Origin of the sequence: Nocardioides sp. NPDC004968, assembly GCF_040608935.1 — a bacterium.
Classification (GTDB): Bacteria; Actinomycetota; Actinomycetes; order Propionibacteriales; family Nocardioidaceae; genus Nocardioides.
Genome location: NZ_JBEXJF010000052.1, coordinates 13,201 through 31,441, shown reverse-complemented (window position 1 = coordinate 31,441; position 18,241 = coordinate 13,201). Strand labels below are relative to the sequence as shown.

Sequence of the window (18,241 nt, the reverse complement as noted above, 5' to 3'; positions counted from 1 at the left end):
CTCCGATATGGAGGTGCCGGGCCAGTGGTCGGCACGCCGTTGTGCCTCGGCCTTGTAGGCCTCAGACCATCAGCTGCCGGTCCGTCGGACGGATCGGCGCGGGCAGGTTGGTCGAGCCGGTGAGGAAGGTGTCGACGGCGGCCGCGGCGGCGCGGCCCTCGGCGATCGCCCACACGATCAGCGACTGTCCGCGACCCGCGTCGCCGGCGACGTACACGCCGGGGACGGAGGTGGCGAAGGAGTCGTCGCGGGCGACGTTGCCGCGAGCGTCGTACTCCACACCCAGCTGGGTGAGGAGGCCGTCCTTCTCCGGGCCGGTGAAGCCCATGGCCAGCAGCACCAGGTCGGCGGGGATCTCCTTCTCGGTCCCCTCCTTCTCGGTCAGCTTGCCGTCGATGAACTCGACCTCGACGAGCTTCAGAGCGCGTACGCGGCCGTCCTCGGTGCCGAGGAACTCCTTGGTGGAGACGGCGTAGACCCGCTCGCCACCCTCCTCGTGCGCGGAGGCGACCCGGTAGGTCATCGGGTACGTCGGCCACGGCTGGCCCCCGGGGCGCTCCTCCGACGGACGCGGCATGATCTCCAGCTGGGTGATCGACTCCGCGCCCTGGCGGATCGCGGTGCCGAGGCAGTCGGCGCCGGTGTCACCGCCACCGATGATGACCACGTGCTTGCCCTCGGCCAGGATCTGGTCGGGGACCGCCTCGCCGAGCGAGGCCCGGTTGGACTGCGGCAGGTACTCCATCGCCTGGTGGATCCCGTCGAGCTCACGCCCGGGGACCGGCAGGTCGCGACCGACGGTCGAGCCGTTGGCCAGCACGATGGCGTCGTAGCGGTCCCGGAGCTGCGCACCGGTGATGTCGGTGCCGACGTCGACGCCCGGACGGAAGACCGTGCCCTCGCGGCGCATCTGCGCCAGGCGCTGGTCGACCTGCGACTTCTCCATCTTGAACTCCGGGATGCCGTAGCGCAGCAGCCCGCCGATCTTGTCGGCCCGCTCGTAGACGGCCACGGTGTGGCCCGAACGGGTGAGCTGCTGGGCGGCGGCCAGGCCCGCGGGGCCGGAGCCGATGACGGCGACCGCCTTGCCGGAGAGCCACTCGGGCGGCTGCGGCTTGACGTGGCCCGCGTCCCAGGCCTTGTCGATGATCGCGACCTCGATGTTCTTGATCGTCACCGCGGGCTGGTTGATGCCCAGCACGCAGGCGGCCTCGCACGGAGCCGGGCAGAGACGACCGGTGAACTCGGGGAAGTTGTTGGTCGCGTGCAGCCGCTCCGAGGCGCCCTCCCAGTCGTTGCGCCAGACCAGGTCGTTCCACTCGGGGATGATGTTGCCGAGCGGGCAGCCCTGGTGGCAGAACGGGATGCCGCAGTCCATGCAGCGCGAGGCCTGGGTGTTGATGATCGGCAGCAGGGTCTTGCCGACCTTGCCCGGGTAGACCTCGTGCCAGTCCTTGACTCGCTCGTCGACGGGACGACGGGTCGCGACCTCGCGACCGTTCTTCAAGAAACCCTTGGGGTCAGCCATGAAGGACCTCCATAATCCGCGCGGCAGCCTCGTCCTCGTTAAGACCCTCCTCGAGGGCCTCCTCCTGGGCTTCGAGCACGCGCTTGTAGTCACTGGGCATGACCTGCGTGAAGCGGGTCAGTGAGTTCGGCCAGTCGGCCAGGAGCGCCTCGGCGACGGCCGAGCCGGTCTCCTCGAGGTGGTCGCGGACCAGCTGCTCGAGCTCGGCGGCGTACTTCTCGTCCACCGGGGTGGCATCGTCCAGCTCGCTGTTGAGGCGCTGCCCCTCGAAGTCGAGGACCCAGGCGACCCCACCGGACATACCGGCCGCGAAGTTCCGCCCGGTCGGGCCGAGCACGACGACACGACCGCCGGTCATGTATTCGCAGCCGTGGTCGCCGACACCCTCGGTGACGATGCTGGCACCCGAGTTGCGGACCGCGGCCCGCTCCCCCACGCCTCCGCGGATGTGGATCCGCCCGCTGGTGGCGCCGTAGGCCAGGGTGTTGCCGGCGATGATGTGCTCCTCGGCCCGGAACCCGGCCGTACGCTCCGGGCGGATGACCACCCGGCCGCCGGAGAGGCCCTTGCCGACGTAGTCGTTGGCGTCGCCCTCCAGGCGCAGCGTCAGGCCGCTCGGGATGAACGCGCCGAAGGACTGGCCCGCCGACCCGGTGAAGGTGATGTCGATCGTGCCCTCGGGCAGGCCCTCGCCGCGGTAGCGCTTGGTGATCTCGTGACCGAGGATCGTGCCGACGGTGCGGTTGACGTTGCGGATCGGCAGCTGGGCGCGTACGGGCTCGCCGCGCTCGAGCGCCGGGGCCGCGAGCGGGAGCAGCTCGCTGACGTCGAGCGACTTCTCCAGACCGTGGTCCTGGCCCTTGGTGTTGTAGAGGGCCTGGTCGGAGAACTGCTGCGGCGACTCCACGCGGGTGAAGATCGGCGACAGGTCGAGCCCGGAGGCCTTCCAGTGGTCGATCGCGTCGCGGGCGTCGAGCGCCTCGGCGTGGCCGACGGCCTCGTCGATGCTCCGGAAGCCGAGCTCGGCGAGGAGCTCGCGGACCTCCTCGGCGATGTAGCGCATGAAGTTGACGACGTACTCCGCCTTGCCGGTGAACCGCTCGCGCAGGACCGGGTTCTGGGTGGCGACGCCGACGGGGCAGGTGTCGAGGTGGCAGACCCGCATCATCACGCAGCCGGAGACGACCAGCGGCGCGGTGGCGAAGCCGAACTCCTCGGCACCGAGCAGCGCGGCGATGACCACGTCGCGGCCGGTCTTGAGCTGACCGTCGGTCTGCACCACGATCCGGTCGCGCAGGCCGTTGAGGAGCAGCGTCTGCTGCGCCTCGGCGAGGCCGAGCTCCCAGGGACCACCGGCGTGCTTGAGCGAGGTCAGCGGGGAGGCACCGGTGCCGCCGTCGTGACCGGAGATCAGGACCACGTCGGCGTGGGCCTTGGAGACACCCGCGGCGACGGTGCCGACGCCGACCTCGGCCACGAGCTTCACGTGGACGCGAGCGCTCGGGTTGGCGTTCTTGAGGTCGTGGATCAGCTGAGCCAGGTCCTCGATCGAGTAGATGTCGTGGTGCGGCGGCGGGGAGATGAGGCCCACGCCCGGCGTCGAGTGACGCGTCTTGGCGACCCACGGGTAGACCTTGTGGCCGGGCAGCTGGCCGCCCTCACCGGGCTTGGCGCCCTGGGCCATCTTGATCTGGATGTCGTCGGCGTTGGTCAGGTATTCGCTGGTGACGCCGAAGCGTCCCGAGGCCACCTGCTTGATCGACGAGCGGCGCTTCGGGTCGTAGAGACGATCCGGGTCCTCGCCGCCCTCGCCGGTGTTGGACTTGCCGCCGAGGAGATTCATCGCGACGGCGAGCGTCTCGTGAGCCTCCTTGGAGATCGAGCCGTACGACATCGCGCCGGTCGAGAAGCGCTTGACGATCGCCTCGACGGGCTCGACCTCGTCGATCGAGATCTTCTGGCGACCCAGCTCCTCGGCGCCCTTGAGCTTGAAGAGCCCGCGCAGCGTCATCAGTCGCTCGGACTGCTCATTGACGCGGTCGGTGTACTGCTTGAACACGTCGTAGCGGCCGCTGCGGGTGGCGTGCTGGAGCCGGAAGACCGTCTCCGGGTCGAACAGGTGCGGCTCACCCTCGCGGCGCCACTGGTACTCGCCGCCGATGGGCAGCGCGCGGTGGGCGTTGGCGACGCCGTCGCGCGGGTAGGCGGTGGCGTGCCGCTTCGCGACCTCCTCGGCGATCACGTCGAGGCCGATGCCGCCGAGCTTGGAGGTGGTGCCGGTGAAGTAGCGCTCCACGACCTCCTTCGACAGGCCGACTGCCTCGAAGATCTGAGCGCCGGTGTAGGAGGCAACGGTGGAGACGCCGATCTTCGACATCACCTTGAGGACACCCTTGCCGAGCGCCTTGATCGTGTTGGCCATCGCCTTCTCGGCGTCGGCCTTCACGTAGTAGCCCTCGTAGGCGAGGTCCTCGACGGACTCGACCGCCAGGTAGGGGTTGACCGCGGCGGCGCCATAGCCGATCAGCAGGGCGACGTGGTGGACCTCGCGTACGTCTCCGGCCTCGATCAGCAGGCCGACCTGCGAGCGGGTGCGCTCGCGGACCAGGTGGTGGTGGACGGCGCCGGTCAGGAGCAGCGACGGGATCGGCGCCATCTCCTGGGTGGAGTGGCGGTCGGAGAGGACGATGATGCGCGCGCCGTCCTCGATCGCCTGGGAGACCTCGGCGGAGATCTCGTCCAGGCGCGCCTGAAGTGCCTCGGCCCCGCCGTCGACCTCGTAGAGGCCGCGGACGATGTGGACCTGGAAGCCCGGCATGTCGCCGTCACGGTTGATGTGACGGATCTTGGCCAGGTCGTCGTTGGAGATGACCGGGAACGGCAGCACGATCTGACGACACGAGGCCGGTCCGGGGTTGAGCAGGTTGGACTCGGCGCCGATGGTGCCGTTGAGGCTGGTGACGAGCTCCTCGCGGATCGCGTCCAGCGGCGGGTTGGTGACCTGCGCGAAGAGCTGGGCGAAGTAGTCGAACAGCATCCGGGGCTTGTCGCTCAGCGCCGCGATCGGGCTGTCGGTGCCCATCGAGCCGATCGGCTCGGCGCCGGTGTTGGCCATCGGCGCGAGCAGGATCCGGAGCTCCTCCTCGGTGTAGCCGAAGACCTGCTGGCGGCGGGTGACGCTCGCGTGGGTGTGCACGATGTGCTCGCGCTCGGGGATGTCGTCGAGGCGCACGAGACCGGCGTGGAGCCACTCGTCGTAGGGCTGCTCGGCGGCGAGCTCGGACTTGACCTCGTCGTCCTCGATGATGCGGTGCTCCGCGGTGTCGACGAGGAACATCCTGCCCGGCTGGACGCGGCCCTTGCGGACCACGGTGGCGGGGTCGATGTCGTCGAGCACACCGGCCTCGGAGCCGAGCACGACCAGGCCGTCCTCGGTGACCCAGTAGCGGGAGGGCCGCAGACCGTTGCGGTCGAGGACCGCGCCGATCTGGGTGCCGTCGGTGAAGACGACCGACGCGGGGCCGTCCCAGGGCTCCATCAGCGAGGAGTGGAACTCGTAGAACGCCTTGCGGGCGGGGTCCATCTCCTCGTGCTTCTCCCACGCCTCCGGGATCATCATCAGCATGGCGTGCGGCAGGCTGCGGCCGGCCAGGTGGAGGAGCTCGAGGACCTCGTCGAAGGAGGCCGAGTCGGAGGCGCCCTCGGTGCAGATCGGGAAGAGCCGCTCGAGGTCGCCGGGGATCAGCTCGGACTCGAGCAGCGACTCGCGCGCCTTCATCCAGTTGCGGTTGCCCATGACGGTGTTGATCTCGCCGTTGTGGGCGATGAACCGGAACGGGTGGCTCAGCGGCCAGCTCGGGAAGGTGTTGGTCGAGAACCGGCTGTGGACGACAGCGATCGCGGAGGCGACCCGCTCGTCGACCAGGTCGGGGAAGACCTCGGCCAGCTGGGGCGTGGTGAGCATGCCCTTGTAGACGATGGTGCGGCTCGACAGCGACGGGAAGTAGACGTCGGTCTCCTTCTCCGCGCGCTTGCGCAGGCAGAAGGAGAGCCGCTCCAGGGCCAGACCCGTGACGCGCTGCTTGGCGCCGGCGACGAAGAGCTGGCGGAAGGTCGGCATGACCGCCTTGGCGGTGGCGCCGAGGGAGTCGGGGTTGACCGGTACGTCACGCCACCCGAGGACCTCGAGGCCCTCCTCGGTCGCGATCTCCTCGACCATCTTCACGGAGCGCTCGACCTGGTCGGCGTCGCCGGGGATGAAGGCGGTACCGACGGCGTAGGCACGCTCGGCCGGAAGGTCGAAGTCGACGACCTCACGAAGGAAGGCGTCGGGGACCTGCAGCAGGATCCCAGCGCCGTCGCCAGAGTTGGTCTCGGCGCCGGCGGCGCCGCGGTGGTCGAGATTCACCAGGGCACGGATGCCCTGCTTCACGATGTCGTGGCTGGCCACGCCGGTCAGCGTCGCAACCATGGCGACGCCGCAGGCGTCCTTCTCGAACCGAGGGTCGTAGAGGCCCTGGGGGGATGGATACGAGTGCTCGTACGGCACCGGGATCTCCCGTCTGTCCGGGCTCAGGCACGCACCGACCGACGCAGCCCAATAGCCCCGGATTTCTGACTCTGCTTCGAGTCCAGTCCGGAGCGGGGGATGTCTGCGACGAGTGCGCGCGCCCTTGCGGGGATGAAACTGGCAATCTGCAGGGGACAGCGTTGGCCCGCGCGAGTGCGGCTAGGTTACCACTGTGTCACGCGTAGGTTGCGAACGAGGGTCCATCGGTGGACACCCTCCCGCGAGGCGCTACGTTGCGCCCAATATCTGCGTCTGATCAGGCCTTTGTCGAGGATTCCTCGTCGTCGGTCCCGTTGTCGGCTGCGTTGCCGTCAGTGTCGCTCGCGGGTTCGTTCTCGGTGTCGTCGGTGTCGTTCTCGATGTCGTTCGCCGGGGCCTTGGCAGGATCGCTGTAGACCTCCTCCTCGAGACTACCCCGGCCGGTCACGGTGGCGTACGTCCACCACGCTGCTGCCAGGACGAACAGGATGATCGACATCCACTCGCTCCAGCGCAGGCCGAGCACGTTGACCAGCTGCACGTTGTCGATGCGCAGGGTCTCGATCATGCCGCGGCCGAGGCAGTAGGCCATCACATAGAGAGCGACCACACGGCCGCCGCCCAGACGCAGCTTCTTCTGCAGGTAGACGATCACGAAGAAGGCGAGGATGTCCCAGCAGAACTCGTAGAGGAACGTCGGGTGGAACGTGGTGCCGACCGGGAACTGGCTGGGACCGCCGGGGTAGAACGACGGGTCGATCTCCAGCCCCCAGGGCAGGTCGGTGGGCCTGCCGAAGAGCTCCTGGTTGAACCAGTTGCCCCAGCGGCCGATGCCCATCGCGAGCAGGCAGGTCGGGGCGATCGTGTCCAGCAGCGGGACGATCTTGATGCCCTTCTGCTTCGCGCCGATGACCGCGCCCACGGCGCCGAGCGCGATCGCGCCCCACACACCGAGCCCGCCGCGCCAGATGTAGAGCGCCTCGATCGGGTGGGCCCCGTCGCCGAAGTAGAGCTGCCAGTCGGTCATGACGTGGTAGATCCGGCCGCCGACCAGGCCGAACGGAACCGCCCACAGCGCGATGTCCTGGATGTCGCCGGCCCGGCCGCCGCGGGCCTGCCAGCGGCGCTCGGAGACCCAGACGGCGACGATGATGCCGAGGATGATCGCGAAGGCGTAGCCGCGCAACGGGACCGGCCCGAGCCAGAGCACGCCTTCGGCGGGGCTGGGGATGGACATCGGGAGGATCATGCGGGGCCCTTCTTGGCTACTTCTGAGTGAGAAGGCGGTGGATGTCGTCGGCGAACTGCTTGGGAGAGGTGTTCATCGACCACACCACGCTGGCCTGTCCCTGGGAGACCGCCGAGACGTGGGTGTCGTGGACCCCGAGATCGTAGCCCCCACTGGGTAGCCGGTCGGCCTCCCCTATGTAGAGCCGCATCGACTCGGCCAGGGTGACGATGTCCTTCAGATCACCGGTGAGGCCGATGAACTCCTTGTCGTAGCGGTCCAGGTACTCGCGCAGGACCTCCTCGGAGTCGCGCGCGGGGTCGGTGGTCACGAACACGACCTCGACCTTGTCCCGGTCCGCCTCGTCGAGGCGAGTCAGTGCCGCGGTCAGGCTCGACATCACGAGCGGGCACTCGTCAGGGCAGCTGGTGTAGCCGTAGAAGACCAGCGTCAGCGGCCTGTCGGCGTCGGTGGCCAGCGAGTACGGCTCGCCCTCGGTGTCGGTCAGCGCGGTGTCGGAGAGCCGGTAGGGCGTGTGCTCCTGCCCGGTCATCGCCGAGGCCGGCGCCTGGCCGGTGCCGGCGGCGCCGCAACCGGTGAGCACCCCGATGAGGACGAGCAGGACGGGTAGGAGATGCCTCAACGCGCGCGGACTCCCGCGGCCAGGTCCTCGGTCAGGCTCGCCAGCGCCTTGAGCGCCGCCTGCTCGTCGGAGCGGTTGTCCAGCAGCGTACGCACGAAGGCGGAGCCGACGATGACCCCGTCGGCGTACGCAGCCATCTCGGCCGCCTGGGCGCCGTTGCTGACTCCGAGACCGACGCCGACGGGCAGGTCGGCCCCTGATCGGTTGAGTTTCTTCGTGCGGGCGACCAGCGGGGCGGCCAGGTCGGAGGTCTTGGCGCGGGCGCCGGTGACGCCCATGACCGCGGTGGCGTAGACGAAGCCGCGGCACTGGGCCGTGGTCATCGCGATCCGCTCGTCGGTGCTGCTCGGCGCGACCAGGAAGACCTTGTCGAGGTCGCGGGCGTCGGCCGCCTCGATCCACTCCGGCGCGAAGTCGGGGGTGATGTCGGGCGTGATCAGGCCCGCGCCGCCGGCGTCCTGCAACTGCTGGGCGAAGCGGTCCACGCCACGCCGCTCGATCGGGTTCCAGCTGGTCATCACCAGGGTCGGCACCCCGGTCGCGGCCACGGCCTCGACGGCGCGGAACACGTCGTCGACACGTACGCCGCCGTCGAGCGCCTGCTGCACCGCGTCCTGGATGGTGGGGCCGTCCATGACCGGGTCGGAGTAGGGCAGGCCGATCTCGATGATGTCGCAGCCGGCCTCGACCATCGTCGTCAGCGCCTCGATCGAGCCCTCGACCGTCGGGAAGCCCGCCGGGAGGTAGCCGACCAGGGCGGCGCGGTTCTCGGCCTTCGCCTTCGCGAACGCTACCGACGTACTCACTTCTCGTCTCCCAGCTTGAAGTATTCGATGGCCGTGCCCATGTCCTTGTCGCCGCGACCGGACAGGTTGATCAGGATCGTGGCGCCCTCGCCGTGACGCTCCTTGATCTGCGGCGCGATCTTGATGGCGCCGGCGATCGCGTGGGCCGACTCGATCGCCGGGATGATGCCCTCCGAGCGCGAGAGCAGCGCGAAGGCGTCCATCGCCTCCTTGTCGGTGACCGAGGTGTAGGAGGCGCGGCCGGACTTGGCGAGCCAGGCGTGCTGGGGCCCGACCCCGGGGTAGTCGAGACCGGCGGAGATCGAGTGGGACTCGATGGTCTGGCCGTCCTCGTCCTGGAGCACGTAGGTGCGGGCGCCGTGGAGCACGCCCGGGTCGTTGGCCTGGATGGTGGCGGCGTGCCGGCCGGTCTCGAACCCGTCTCCCCCGGCCTCGAAGCCGTGGATCTCGACGTCCTCGTCGTCCAGGAACGCGGTGAAGAGGCCGATCGCGTTGGAGCCACCGCCGACCGCGGCGAGGACGGCGTTCGGGAGGCCGCCGAACTGCTCGAGGGACTGGGCCCTGGCCTCGTCGCCGATGCCGCGCACGATGTCCCTGACCAGCGTCGGGAACGGGTGCGGCCCGGCGGCGGTGCCGAACAGGTAGGCGGTGTGGTCGACGCTGGCGACCCAGTCGCGCAGCGCCTCGTTGATCGCGTCCTTGAGGGTTCCGCTGCCGGAGGGCACCGGGACGACCTCGGCGCCGAGCAGCCGCATCCGGGCCACGTTGAGCGCCTGGCGGTCGGTGTCGACCTTGCCCATGTAGACGGTGCAGTCGAGACCGAAGTAGGCAGCCGCGGTCGCGGAGGCCACCCCGTGCTGGCCGGCGCCGGTCTCGGCGATGACCCGGCTCTTGCCCATCCGCTTGGTCAGCAGTGCCTGGCCGAGCACGTTGCGGATCTTGTGGGCGCCGGTGTGGTTGAGGTCCTCGCGCTTGAGGAGGACGCGTACGCCGAGCTGCTCGGAGAGCCGGGTCGCGTGGAAGAGCGGGCTCGGCAGGTTGGCGTAGTCACGCAGGATCGCGTCGAACTCCTCCACGAACTCCTTGTCGGCCTTCGCGTCCTGCCACGCCTCGTCGAGCTCGATGAGCGCCTTCATCAGCGCCTCGGGCATGAAGCGGCCGCCGAATCCCTCGGCCTCGCCACCGAACCAGCCGAACTCGTCGGCGTCGTAGCTCGTCGTTTCGTGGATGTGAGTTGTCATGGCTGGTCCTAGCCTTGGATTCCGGTGAACTCGGCGACCGTGCCTTGCGGGTCGCCATGCTTGACCAGCGCCTCGCCGACCAGGACCGCGTGGGCCCCTTCGGCGACGTGGCGCTTGACGTCGGTGGCGGTGAAGATGCCCGACTCGGCGACCTTCACCCGGTCCTCGGGGATGAGCGGCGCGAGCCGTCCGAAGACGTCCTGGTCGATCTCCAGGGTCTTCAGGTTGCGGGCGTTGACGCCGATCAGCTCGGCGCCGAGGTCGACCGCCCTGGCGACCTCGGCCTCGTCGTGGGTCTCGACCAGCACGGTCAGCCCGAGCTCACGCGCCTGGTCGTAGAGCCTGCGCAGCGTGTCGTCCTCCAGCGCGGCCACGATCAGCAGCGCGAGGTCGGCGCCGGCTGCCCGGGCCTCCAGCAGCTGGTAGGGCTCGACGATGAAGTCCTTGCGCAGGATCGGGGTGTCGACGGCGGCGCGGACCGCGCGCAGGTCGGCGAGGGACCCGCCGAAGCGGCGTTCCTCGGTGAGCACCGAGATCGCGGCGGCACCGCCGGCGGCGTACTTCTGGGCCAGCTCGGCCGGGTCCGGGATGTCGGCCAGGGCGCCCTTGGAGGGGCTCTTCCGCTTCACCTCGGCGATCACGCTGCTTCCCGACGCACGGAAGTGCGGCATCGGGTCGCGGGGCGCGTCGACGTCGGCCAGCCGGGCCCGCAGATCCGCCTCGGACACCGTCGCCTGGCGCTGCGCCAGGTCCAGACGTACGCCGTCGATGATCTTTTCGAGCACCGACATGTTTAAACCTCTCGTTTCCGGGTATGACCCACGTGCAAAGCCTCTCACCCGAACCGTGACACGCCCGATTTGGCGCCACAGTGCGGGCGGGAAACGTTAAGTTTCTTCCATCTCTACCCAACTCGCCTGACTTTGGAGGTCAGACACACATGAGCTACGGAACTCCTCCGCCGCCGCCCCCGTACGGTTCGCCGGCACCCGGGCAGCAGCCCGGTCAGCCTGCGGGCAACAACAAGAAGGCGATCTGGGCACTTGTCCTCGGCATCCTCGGCTGCATCTGCTGCGGAATCTTCACCGGTATCCCGGCGATCATCCTCGGCAAGATGGCCCAAAACGAGATCGATGCCTCCGGCGGAGCGCAGGGCGGGCGTGGCATGGCCACCGCCGGCTTCATCCTCGGCATCGTCGCCATCGTCCTGTTCGTCATCGGGCTCATCCTGAACCTGTCCGGTGCTCTCGACTTCAGCGGCAGCACCACCACGTACTGAGCTGAGTCCATGTGAGCTCGGCTCTTTGAAATCAGCGAGGCCCCCGGCGATTCCGCCGGGGGCCTCGCTGTTTCACAGGCTCAGTGTGACTCGACGTTGAAGCCGAGCTTGGCGAGCACGATGAAGAGCAGGCCGCCCGCGACGGTGACGGCGACGCCGACCCAGAAGACGAACCAGCTGATCGGGTCGAGCATCATGGCGACGCTTCCGATGAGGAAGCCGAGGAGGCCGACCGCGACTGCGATCCAGGCTGCCGGGGTGTTGCCGTGGCTGGCGGACATGCGATGACTCCTCTACGAGTTCTCTTGCTGAAGCGAAGCCCGAAGCGATGCAGGTGGGCTTGGCTGCAGTGTATTCATTGATCCCCCGTTGTCGGGTCCCGACCCTCGTCCAACGACTTCCAGACATCGATCGTGGACTGCTCCTCCAACGGCTTCTGCTCCGGCTTCGCGGTGGCCGGAGCGTCATACCTGCGGCCCATCTCGGGCCACGAAGGAGCCAGGCGTACGGCCGCGACCGCCGCCGCGACGGTCAGGACCCCGCCGAGGAGCGCGAGGTAGGGCCAGGGGGTGGTGGTGTGCTCGGTCTCGCCCCAGACCACCTCGGAGTCGATCGCCCGGCCGAGCGCGTCGATCCCGGCATGGCCGAAGAAGGTGACGATCACGCCGATCCCGGCCAGACCCGCGAGGGCGGCCACCAGGCGGCGTACGAGACCTCGGGTGACCAGGACCACGCCCCAGGCCGCGAGGGCGACCAGGGCCAGGCCGGTCGTGGCCGGGGAGTCGTTGAGGTCGGTCGGCATCTGGGCCGGGGCGGTCACCTTCACCCATTCGTTGGAGCCTGCCCACGCGGCCAGGGCCGCGCCGGCGAGTCCGGCGATGACGGTGGGGCCGAAGGTGGCCTTCATGAGATCAGGCCGGCGTCGAAGCAGGTGTGGTCGCCGGTGTGGCAGGCGGGGCCCTCCTGGTCGACCTTGAGCAGGATCGTGTCGCCGTCGCAGTCCAGGCGGACCTCCTTGACGTACTGCCGGTGGCCGGAGGTCTCCCCCTTGACCCAGTACTCCTGCCGGCTGCGGGACCAGTAGGTCGCCCGGCCCGTCGCGAGCGTGCGCGCCAGGGCCTCGTCGTCCATGTAGCCGAGCATCAGCACCTCGCCGGTGTCATGCTGCTGCGCCACCGCGGGCACCAGTCCGTCGGGGTTGCGCTTGAGGCGGTCGGCGATGGCGGGGTCCAGTCCCTCGCTCGTGGGTCCAGTAGTCACGGCTCCAGTATCCCGCCGGGCAACAGTACGGACACAACCGGCATGTCGCGGCGCTGATCGGGCGCCCTCGAGGCCCCGGGCTGCCAGACTCTCCCGGTCATCTGGGCCGGTCTCGGTACGGCCCTGTCAGCCGACTCGTCGAGTCGACTATTCAAACTGGAGAACACCGCACCATGGCTAACCCCACCCCGCAGCCGGCACCGGCGAAGCAGACCGACACCAGCGCCCTCGTGATCGGCATCCTGGTCACGCTCTTCTGCTGCCTGCCCTTCGGCATCGTCTCGATCGTCAAGGCCGTCCAGGGTGACGCCGAAGGCGCCAAGAAGTGGGGCATCATCGGCGCCATCACCGGCGTCGTCGTGATCGTCCTCTACATCATCGCCTCGGTCGTCCTCGGCGTCGGCATGGCCCAGTCGGGGACCATGTGACCACACCCTCACGGGTGCGTGCGGGGCTCGTCCCACTGGCCGTCGTGGCCGGCGCGGCGGGCCTCGCGGCCGTCTTCGCCACCTCTCCCGAGCTCGTCGCCTACGTTCCGCCGTGCCCGATCCACGCCCTCACCGGCATCGACTGCCCCGGCTGCGGGATGACGCGCGGCACGATGTCGCTGCTGTCTGGTGACGTCTCCGGCGCGATCGGCCACAACGCGCTGATGTTCCTGCTCGGGCTGCCGATGCTCGCGCTGCTCTGGCTCTTCTGGCTTCGCGGCCGCGTCGGCGGTCGCCCCGCTCCCGGCTGGGCGCGCTCCCCCGCAGCCCTCTACTCCTGGCTGGCGTTGACCGTCGTCTTCACGGTCGTCCGCAACCTGCCCTGGGCGCCGTTCACCGCACTCGCGGCGTAGCGTCGCCGCTACCTGTCGGCGAAGTAGGTGGCACTCTCCTCATCGGCGGGGTAGTACGACTCGATCGCCACCTCGTCGAGGGTGATGTCCATCGGGGTCCCGAAGGTGGTGATCGTCGAGAAGAGGTTCAGCTCGCGGCCGTCGACGCGAAGCGTCATCGGGATCACGACATCCGCCTCGAGCGCGAGCGACCATTCGTCATCCTGGCCGACGGGTGCCAGCACCTCCTCGTAGAGCCGGGTCAGCTCGGGGTCCGCGACGATGGCGAGCTGACGCCTGACCCGCGCTCGGAACACTGCACGTACGTCGGCCAGGTTCACGACGAGAGGTGCCAGGCCCCGAGGGTGAAGGCCGAGGCGTACGAGGTTGACGGGTGGTTCGAGCAGCTCGGGGTCGACGCCGGCGAAGAACCGGTCGACCGCGCGGTTGGTCATCAGGATGTTCCAGCGACGGTCGACCACCAGGGCCGGGTACGGCTCGTGGGCACGCAGAACCCGGCCGATCGCGTCGCGAGCGGCCGCGAGCGCATCGTCCTCGAGGGGCCGCTGGGTGTAGCGCGGCGCGAAGCCGGCGGCGAGCAGGAGTCGGTTGCGGTCCCGGAGCGGGATGTCGAGCTGGTCGGCGAGCCGGAGGATCATGTCGGTGCTCGGCCGGGACCGGCCGGTCTCGACCAGGCTGACGTGGCGTGCCGAGACATCGGCGGCGATCGCCAGGTCGAGCTGGCTGAGGCGACGACGATGCCGCCATTCCCGCAACATCTCGCCCACTGTGTACACAGGCCCCAGGATCGCTCATCAGCAGGTCGTGCGCCATGAACTCCCATGTCATCGACACCGGTCCGGGACGCCGAACACACTGGCGGCATGACCACACAGAGCACATCCACGGACGCCGTCAGGGCTGTCACCACCGCCTTCGCGGGGCTTGTCGCGACCGGTGACACCGGGCCTCTCGAGCAGCTGCTCGCCCCGGACTTCCGGCACCATCGACCGGACGCGACCTCGTCCACCAAGGAGCAGTGGCTCGACGCCGTCGGCGGCTCGCTCGAGCGGATCGACGGCATGGAGGTCGAGGTGAAGCACGTGCTGGCCGCCGACGATCACGTCGTGATGCACACCCGTCGCCGGCTGCCGGGCGGACCCGAGATCACCGTCGTCGACATCTGCCGGTTCGAGGGCTCGATGATCGCCGAGTCGTGGGAGATCATCGAGCCCGCCGCCGAGGCCGCCGCCCACCTGTCGTGGTGGGACGCCTGAGCTCTCGGTCTCAGCTGCCCTGCTGGGCGACCCAGGAGGCGTGCAGGCGTGCGTACGTCGAGCCGGCCTGCGCCACCAGGTCGCCGTGCGGCCCCCGCTGGGCGAGGCGTCCGGCGTCGACGACGATCACCTCGTCGGCCGCCTCGGCCGTGGAGAGCCGGTGGGCGATGGTGACCGACGTACGACCGCTCATCAAGCGCTCCAGGGCCCGGTTGATCCGCATCTCCAACCGCGGGTCGACGGCGGAGGTCGCCTCGTCGAGGACGAGCAGGTCGGGGTCGGCCAGCTGGGCTCGCAGGAGCGCCACGAGCTGGCGCTCGCCGGCCGAGAGCGACTCGCCGCGCTGCCCGACACTGGTGCGGACGCCGGCGGGGAGACCGGCCAGCCAGTCCCCCAGGCCGAGGATCCGGGCGGCCTCCTCGATCTCCTCGTCGGTCGCGTCCAGCCGCCCGTAACGGACGTTGTCGGCCAGGGTGGAGTCGAAGAGGAAGCCCTCCTGCGGGACGAGCACGACGCTGGTGCGCAGCGAGGCGTTGCCGATCTCGCGTACGTCGACGCCGTCGAGACGGACCCGGCCGTCGGTCACGTCCATCACCCGGGTGAGCAGCTTCGCGATCGTCGACTTCCCCGACCCGGTCTCGCCGACCACGGCGACCCGGCGGCCGGGCGTGATCTCGAAGGAGATGTCGTGCAGGACCGGGCGGCCGCCGGGGTAGGCGAAGGTGACCGCGTCGAACTCGATCGAGAGGGGGCCGCGGGGCAGGACCGTGCCGGCCGCGCCCGGGTCGACGAGGTCGGCGGGGGTGTCCAGGATCCCGATCGTGCGCCGCCAGGAGGCGATCGCGTTCTGCGCGTCGGTGAGGATCTGCGTACCCATCTGCACCGGGCCCACGAACAGCGTCACCAGGAACGCGAAGGCCAGGATCTCGCCGACGGTCAGCGCGCCGCTCGTGCCCTGGTAGGCGAGCGCCAGCAGGACGCCACCGACGATCACGCCGGCGTTGGCGAGGCCGCCGGAGAGGCCACCGAGACTGAAGAAGACCGAGGTGTAGGCCTGAGCCTTGATCTGGGCGGCGCTGGTGGCATCGATCTCGCGGTCGATGCGCTCCTGGGTGCGGTCCTCGACGGCGTACGCCTTCACCACGGCCGCGCCGACGACCGGCTCGGAGACCGCGGAGAGCATCTTGGCGACCTGGCGGCGGGAGAGGGTGTAGGCCGCGGACAGCTTGCGCTGGAAGAACCGCAGGCTCAGGAAGAGCGGGCCGAAGCAGAGCCACACCAGGATCGCGAGCTGCCAGGAGTAGATCACCATCACGACGGTGGCGATCAGCATCTGCCCGATGCTGACGATGAAGAGCAGACCGCCGAAGACGATGAACTGGCTGACCTGGTCGACGTCGCTGGTCACCCGCGAGACCAGCGCCCCGCGGTGCTCGGTCGACTGGGTGAGCATCGGCAGGTCGTGGACGTGCCGGAAGGCCTTCGTACGCAGCGTCGCCAGGCCCCGCTCGGCGGCGGTGAAGAGCCGGCTGGTCATCTTGAACGACGCCCAGCCGGTGACCGCGATGGCGACCACCGCGATGAGGCCGGCGCGCAGGACGTAGCCGAGGTCGGGGCCATCGGGACCGCTGAGGCCGTTGTCGAGGGTCTGCTGGACGACGACAGGTACGACGACCTGCCCGACGCTCGCGATCACGGCCAGCGCGAAGGTGCCGCGGATGCCCTCGACCAGCTCCGGGGAGTGCTTGATGCCCCGGCGGATGGTCTCGATCGCGCCGAGCTCCTCGCCGCTGCCGACCCGGGTCTCGGGTTCGAGGGTCGCGGTCACTGGGCGGTCTCCGGGGTCTCGTAGGCGTTCACCAGGCGGGCGTAGGACTCGTCGCGGGCGAGCAGCTCGGTGTGGGTGCCGCGGTCGCGGATGCGGCCGTCCTCGAGGTGCACGACCTCGTCGGCGAGCGCGATGGTGGCCTTGCGGTAGGCGACCACGATGAGGCTGGTGTCGTTGGCGCCGTCACGCAGCGCGGCAAGGATGCGCTGCTCGACCTCCGGGTCGACCGCCGAGGTGGCGTCGTCGAGGATCAGGAGTCGTGGGCGGCGTACGAGCGCTCTCGCCAGAGCGAGGCGCTGACGCTGCCCGCCGGAGAGGCTCGCGCCCCGCTCGCCCAGGGTGGTGTCGAGGCCCTTCGGCAGCGCCGTGACGAAGCCGTCGGCCTGGGCCGCCTTGAGCGCCGACCAGACCTCGTCGTCGGTGAGGTCGGCGCCGAGGGTGACGTTGCCGCGTACGGAGTCGTCGAAGACAAAGGCCGTCTGCGGAACCAGCGCCGCCACCCGGGCCCACTCCCCCGCGCCCAGGTCGCGCAGGTCGGTGCCGTCCAGGGTGATCCGGCCGGTCTCCGGGTCGACCAGCCGCGCGAGCAGCATGGTCAGGGTGCTCTTGCCGGCGGCCGTCTCGCCGACGATCGCGACCGTACGCCCCGGCTCGACCTCGAAGTCGACACCGTCGAGGAGCGTCGGGCCGCCGGCGTAGGCGTAGGAGATGCCGTCGACCCGGACGCGGGCGCCGGTCGGCTCGCGGCTGGTCGTCTCTTCGCCGTAGGCCAGACGTCCGGTCGCGTCCAGCACCCGCTGGACCCGCCGGTAGCCGACCACGCTGCGCGGGAACTCCCCCAGCAGCCAGCCGAAGGAACGGATCGGGAAGGCGACGATGGTGAGCAGGAAGCTGATCTGGACGACGTCACCGGGCGCCGCGGCACCGCTGGCGACACGGCCGACGCCGACGGCCAGGACGGCGAGCACCCCGATGTTGGGCAGCGCGGCCAGGATCGGGTCGAAGGCGGCGCGGAGCCGGCCGGCGTGGATGTTGACGTCGCGCAGTTCCTGGGCCTTGTCCTGGAAGCGGGTGGTCTCCTCGGCCTCGCGGCCCAGCGTCTTGACGACGAGCGCGCCGTCGAAGGACTCGTGGGCGATCCCGGAGAGCTCCGCGCGCAACTGCTGGGCGCGGGTCATCAGCGGGGAGGAGAAGCGCTGGAAGACCAGGTTGGCGACGACGACCGCCGGGAACACGAGGATCGCGACCGAGGCCAGGACGACGTCGGTCCAGAACATCTGCCCGATCGCGATCACCATCATCGCGAGCGTCCCGACCGCCATCGGCAGCGGCGCGATCGGCGCCCACGACGCCTCGACGTCGGAGTTGGCGTTGGAGAGCAGCTCGCCGGTCGGGTGCCGGTGGTGCCAGGCGAGGGGAAGCGCCAGATACTGCCGGGTGACCGCGCGGCGCGAATGAGCCTGCATGCGGTACTGCATCACCCCGGCGCCCAGCCGCCGCGCCACCACCCCGACGGCCCGCAGGATCGCGACACCGACGAAGAGTCCGACCACGGCCCACAGCCAGCCGGCGCCGATCTCGCCGTCGCGCAGCGCCGGCACCAGCACATGGTCGGTGGACCAGCCCAGCACCCAGGCGTCGGCGACGGTCAGCGCACCGAAGAGCGCGGAGCCCAGAGTCGAGAGGGTGAAGACCGCCCACTCGCGCCGGATGGCGACTCCGAGAACCTTGAACCCGTCGGTCGTCGTGGCCCGCTGGGGTATTTGTTCCTCGTCGCTCATC

The 18,241-nt window shown here is 69.8% G+C and carries 17 protein-coding genes; 4 read left to right on the top strand and 13 right to left on the bottom strand.

Going from position 1 to position 18,241, the window contains the following annotated elements; translation table 11 throughout:
* Positions 1-61: 61 nt before the first annotated feature.
* The 7 genes from ABZU72_RS27150 to trpC form a co-directional block, all read right to left on the bottom strand.
* Positions 62-1,528, bottom strand: a complete 1,467-nt coding sequence (locus ABZU72_RS27150) for a glutamate synthase subunit beta (RefSeq protein ID WP_355021885.1) — start codon at positions 1,526-1,528, stop codon at positions 62-64.
* On the bottom strand, positions 1,521-6,077 hold the full coding sequence (gltB, locus tag ABZU72_RS27145; RefSeq protein ID WP_355021884.1) for a glutamate synthase large subunit: 4,557 nt from the start codon (positions 6,075-6,077) through the stop codon (positions 1,521-1,523). Before gltB ends, ABZU72_RS27150 begins: the two co-directional genes overlap by 8 nt.
* 277 nt (positions 6,078-6,354) lie before the next feature.
* On the bottom strand, positions 6,355-7,314 hold the full coding sequence (gene lgt, locus ABZU72_RS27140) for a prolipoprotein diacylglyceryl transferase (RefSeq protein WP_355021883.1): 960 nt from the start codon (positions 7,312-7,314) through the stop codon (positions 6,355-6,357).
* Between the two features lie 28 nt (positions 7,315-7,342).
* Entirely contained in the window at positions 7,343-7,948 is a 606-nt protein-coding gene (locus ABZU72_RS27135) for an SCO family protein (RefSeq protein ID WP_355021882.1), read from the bottom strand.
* Positions 7,945-8,754 carry a tryptophan synthase subunit alpha gene (gene trpA / locus ABZU72_RS27130; RefSeq protein ID WP_355021881.1) on the bottom strand — a complete coding sequence of 270 codons (810 nt, stop codon included), beginning with the start codon at positions 8,752-8,754 and terminating at the stop codon, positions 7,945-7,947. The genes ABZU72_RS27135 and trpA overlap by 4 nt, the downstream gene beginning before the upstream one ends.
* On the bottom strand, positions 8,751-9,995 hold the full coding sequence (gene trpB, locus ABZU72_RS27125; RefSeq protein WP_355021880.1) for a tryptophan synthase subunit beta: 1,245 nt from the start codon (positions 9,993-9,995) through the stop codon (positions 8,751-8,753). The genes trpA and trpB overlap by 4 nt, the downstream gene beginning before the upstream one ends.
* Positions 9,996-10,003: 8 nt before the next feature.
* Positions 10,004-10,786 carry an indole-3-glycerol phosphate synthase TrpC gene (gene trpC, locus ABZU72_RS27120; protein WP_355021879.1) on the bottom strand — a complete coding sequence of 261 codons (783 nt, stop codon included), beginning with the start codon at positions 10,784-10,786 and terminating at the stop codon, positions 10,004-10,006.
* A gap of 149 nt (positions 10,787-10,935) precedes the next feature.
* Here trpC and ABZU72_RS27115 point away from each other — a divergent pair, with 149 nt between their 5' ends.
* Positions 10,936-11,274: a DUF4190 domain-containing protein gene (locus ABZU72_RS27115; RefSeq protein WP_355021878.1), complete on the top strand. Its 339-nt coding sequence runs from the start codon at positions 10,936-10,938 to the stop codon at positions 11,272-11,274.
* Positions 11,275-11,354: 80 nt separating this feature from the next.
* Here the strand turns inward: ABZU72_RS27115 and ABZU72_RS27110 are convergent, their stop codons facing one another.
* The 3 genes from ABZU72_RS27110 to hisI all read right to left on the bottom strand — a co-directional run bounded on the left by ABZU72_RS27110 (position 11,355) and on the right by hisI (position 12,534).
* Positions 11,355-11,555 carry an HGxxPAAW family protein gene (locus ABZU72_RS27110; protein WP_350661342.1) on the bottom strand — a complete coding sequence of 67 codons (201 nt, stop codon included), beginning with the start codon at positions 11,553-11,555 and terminating at the stop codon, positions 11,355-11,357.
* A 74-nt stretch (positions 11,556-11,629) separates the two neighbouring features.
* Complete coding sequence (locus ABZU72_RS27105) at positions 11,630-12,181, bottom strand: Trp biosynthesis-associated membrane protein (RefSeq protein ID WP_355021877.1); 552 nt, start codon at positions 12,179-12,181, stop codon at positions 11,630-11,632.
* Positions 12,178-12,534 (bottom strand): phosphoribosyl-AMP cyclohydrolase, encoded by a 357-nt coding sequence (gene hisI, locus ABZU72_RS27100; protein ID WP_355021876.1) that lies wholly within the window; start codon positions 12,532-12,534, stop codon positions 12,178-12,180. Before hisI ends, ABZU72_RS27105 begins: the two co-directional genes overlap by 4 nt.
* 173 nt (positions 12,535-12,707) lie before the next feature.
* On the opposite strand from hisI, the gene ABZU72_RS27095 reads away from it, so the two are divergent.
* Entirely contained in the window at positions 12,708-12,962 is a 255-nt protein-coding gene (locus ABZU72_RS27095) for a CD225/dispanin family protein (protein WP_355021875.1), read from the top strand.
* Complete coding sequence (locus ABZU72_RS27090) at positions 12,959-13,375, top strand: DUF2752 domain-containing protein (protein ID WP_355021874.1); 417 nt, start codon at positions 12,959-12,961, stop codon at positions 13,373-13,375. Before ABZU72_RS27095 ends, ABZU72_RS27090 begins: the two co-directional genes overlap by 4 nt.
* An 8-nt stretch (positions 13,376-13,383) precedes the next feature.
* Here ABZU72_RS27090 and ABZU72_RS27085 read toward each other — a convergent pair whose 3' ends face one another.
* On the bottom strand, positions 13,384-14,133 hold the full coding sequence (locus ABZU72_RS27085) for a helix-turn-helix transcriptional regulator (protein ID WP_355021873.1): 750 nt from the start codon (positions 14,131-14,133) through the stop codon (positions 13,384-13,386).
* Positions 14,134-14,238: 105 nt separating this feature from the next.
* Between ABZU72_RS27085 and ABZU72_RS27080 the strand changes: the two genes are divergently transcribed.
* On the top strand, positions 14,239-14,631 hold the full coding sequence (locus ABZU72_RS27080) for a nuclear transport factor 2 family protein (RefSeq protein ID WP_355021872.1): 393 nt from the start codon (positions 14,239-14,241) through the stop codon (positions 14,629-14,631).
* 10 nt (positions 14,632-14,641) lie between these two features.
* Here ABZU72_RS27080 and ABZU72_RS27075 read toward each other — a convergent pair whose 3' ends face one another.
* Together ABZU72_RS27075 and ABZU72_RS27070 are read right to left on the bottom strand one after the other, a co-directional pair.
* A complete protein-coding gene (locus ABZU72_RS27075) occupies positions 14,642-16,459 on the bottom strand; it encodes an ABC transporter ATP-binding protein (RefSeq protein ID WP_355021871.1) in 1,818 nt (605 codons plus the stop codon).
* On the bottom strand, positions 16,456-18,240 hold the full coding sequence (locus ABZU72_RS27070; RefSeq protein ID WP_355021870.1) for an ABC transporter ATP-binding protein: 1,785 nt from the start codon (positions 18,238-18,240) through the stop codon (positions 16,456-16,458). The genes ABZU72_RS27075 and ABZU72_RS27070 overlap by 4 nt, the downstream gene beginning before the upstream one ends.
* Position 18,241: the final 1 nt, after the last annotated feature.

Coding starts and splice junctions, on each gene's coding strand:
- trpB (WP_355021880.1), bottom strand. CDS start 9,995: ATGACAACTCACATCCACGAAACGACGAGCTACGACGCCGACGAGTTC.
- ABZU72_RS27150 (WP_355021885.1), bottom strand. CDS start 1,528: ATGGCTGACCCCAAGGGTTTCTTGAAGAACGGTCGCGAGGTCGCGACC.
- ABZU72_RS27070 (WP_355021870.1), bottom strand. CDS start 18,240: ATGAGCGACGAGGAACAAATACCCCAGCGGGCCACGACGACCGACGGG.
- ABZU72_RS27115 (WP_355021878.1), top strand. CDS start 10,936: ATGAGCTACGGAACTCCTCCGCCGCCGCCCCCGTACGGTTCGCCGGCA.
- ABZU72_RS27095 (WP_355021875.1), top strand. CDS start 12,708: ATGGCTAACCCCACCCCGCAGCCGGCACCGGCGAAGCAGACCGACACC.
- lgt (WP_355021883.1), bottom strand. CDS start 7,314: ATGTCCATCCCCAGCCCCGCCGAAGGCGTGCTCTGGCTCGGGCCGGTC.
- ABZU72_RS27085 (WP_355021873.1), bottom strand. CDS start 14,133: ATGTTGCGGGAATGGCGGCATCGTCGTCGCCTCAGCCAGCTCGACCTG.
- ABZU72_RS27080 (WP_355021872.1), top strand. CDS start 14,239: ATGACCACACAGAGCACATCCACGGACGCCGTCAGGGCTGTCACCACC.
- ABZU72_RS27105 (WP_355021877.1), bottom strand. CDS start 12,181: ATGAAGGCCACCTTCGGCCCCACCGTCATCGCCGGACTCGCCGGCGCG.
- trpC (WP_355021879.1), bottom strand. CDS start 10,786: ATGTCGGTGCTCGAAAAGATCATCGACGGCGTACGTCTGGACCTGGCG.
- ABZU72_RS27110 (WP_350661342.1), bottom strand. CDS start 11,555: ATGTCCGCCAGCCACGGCAACACCCCGGCAGCCTGGATCGCAGTCGCG.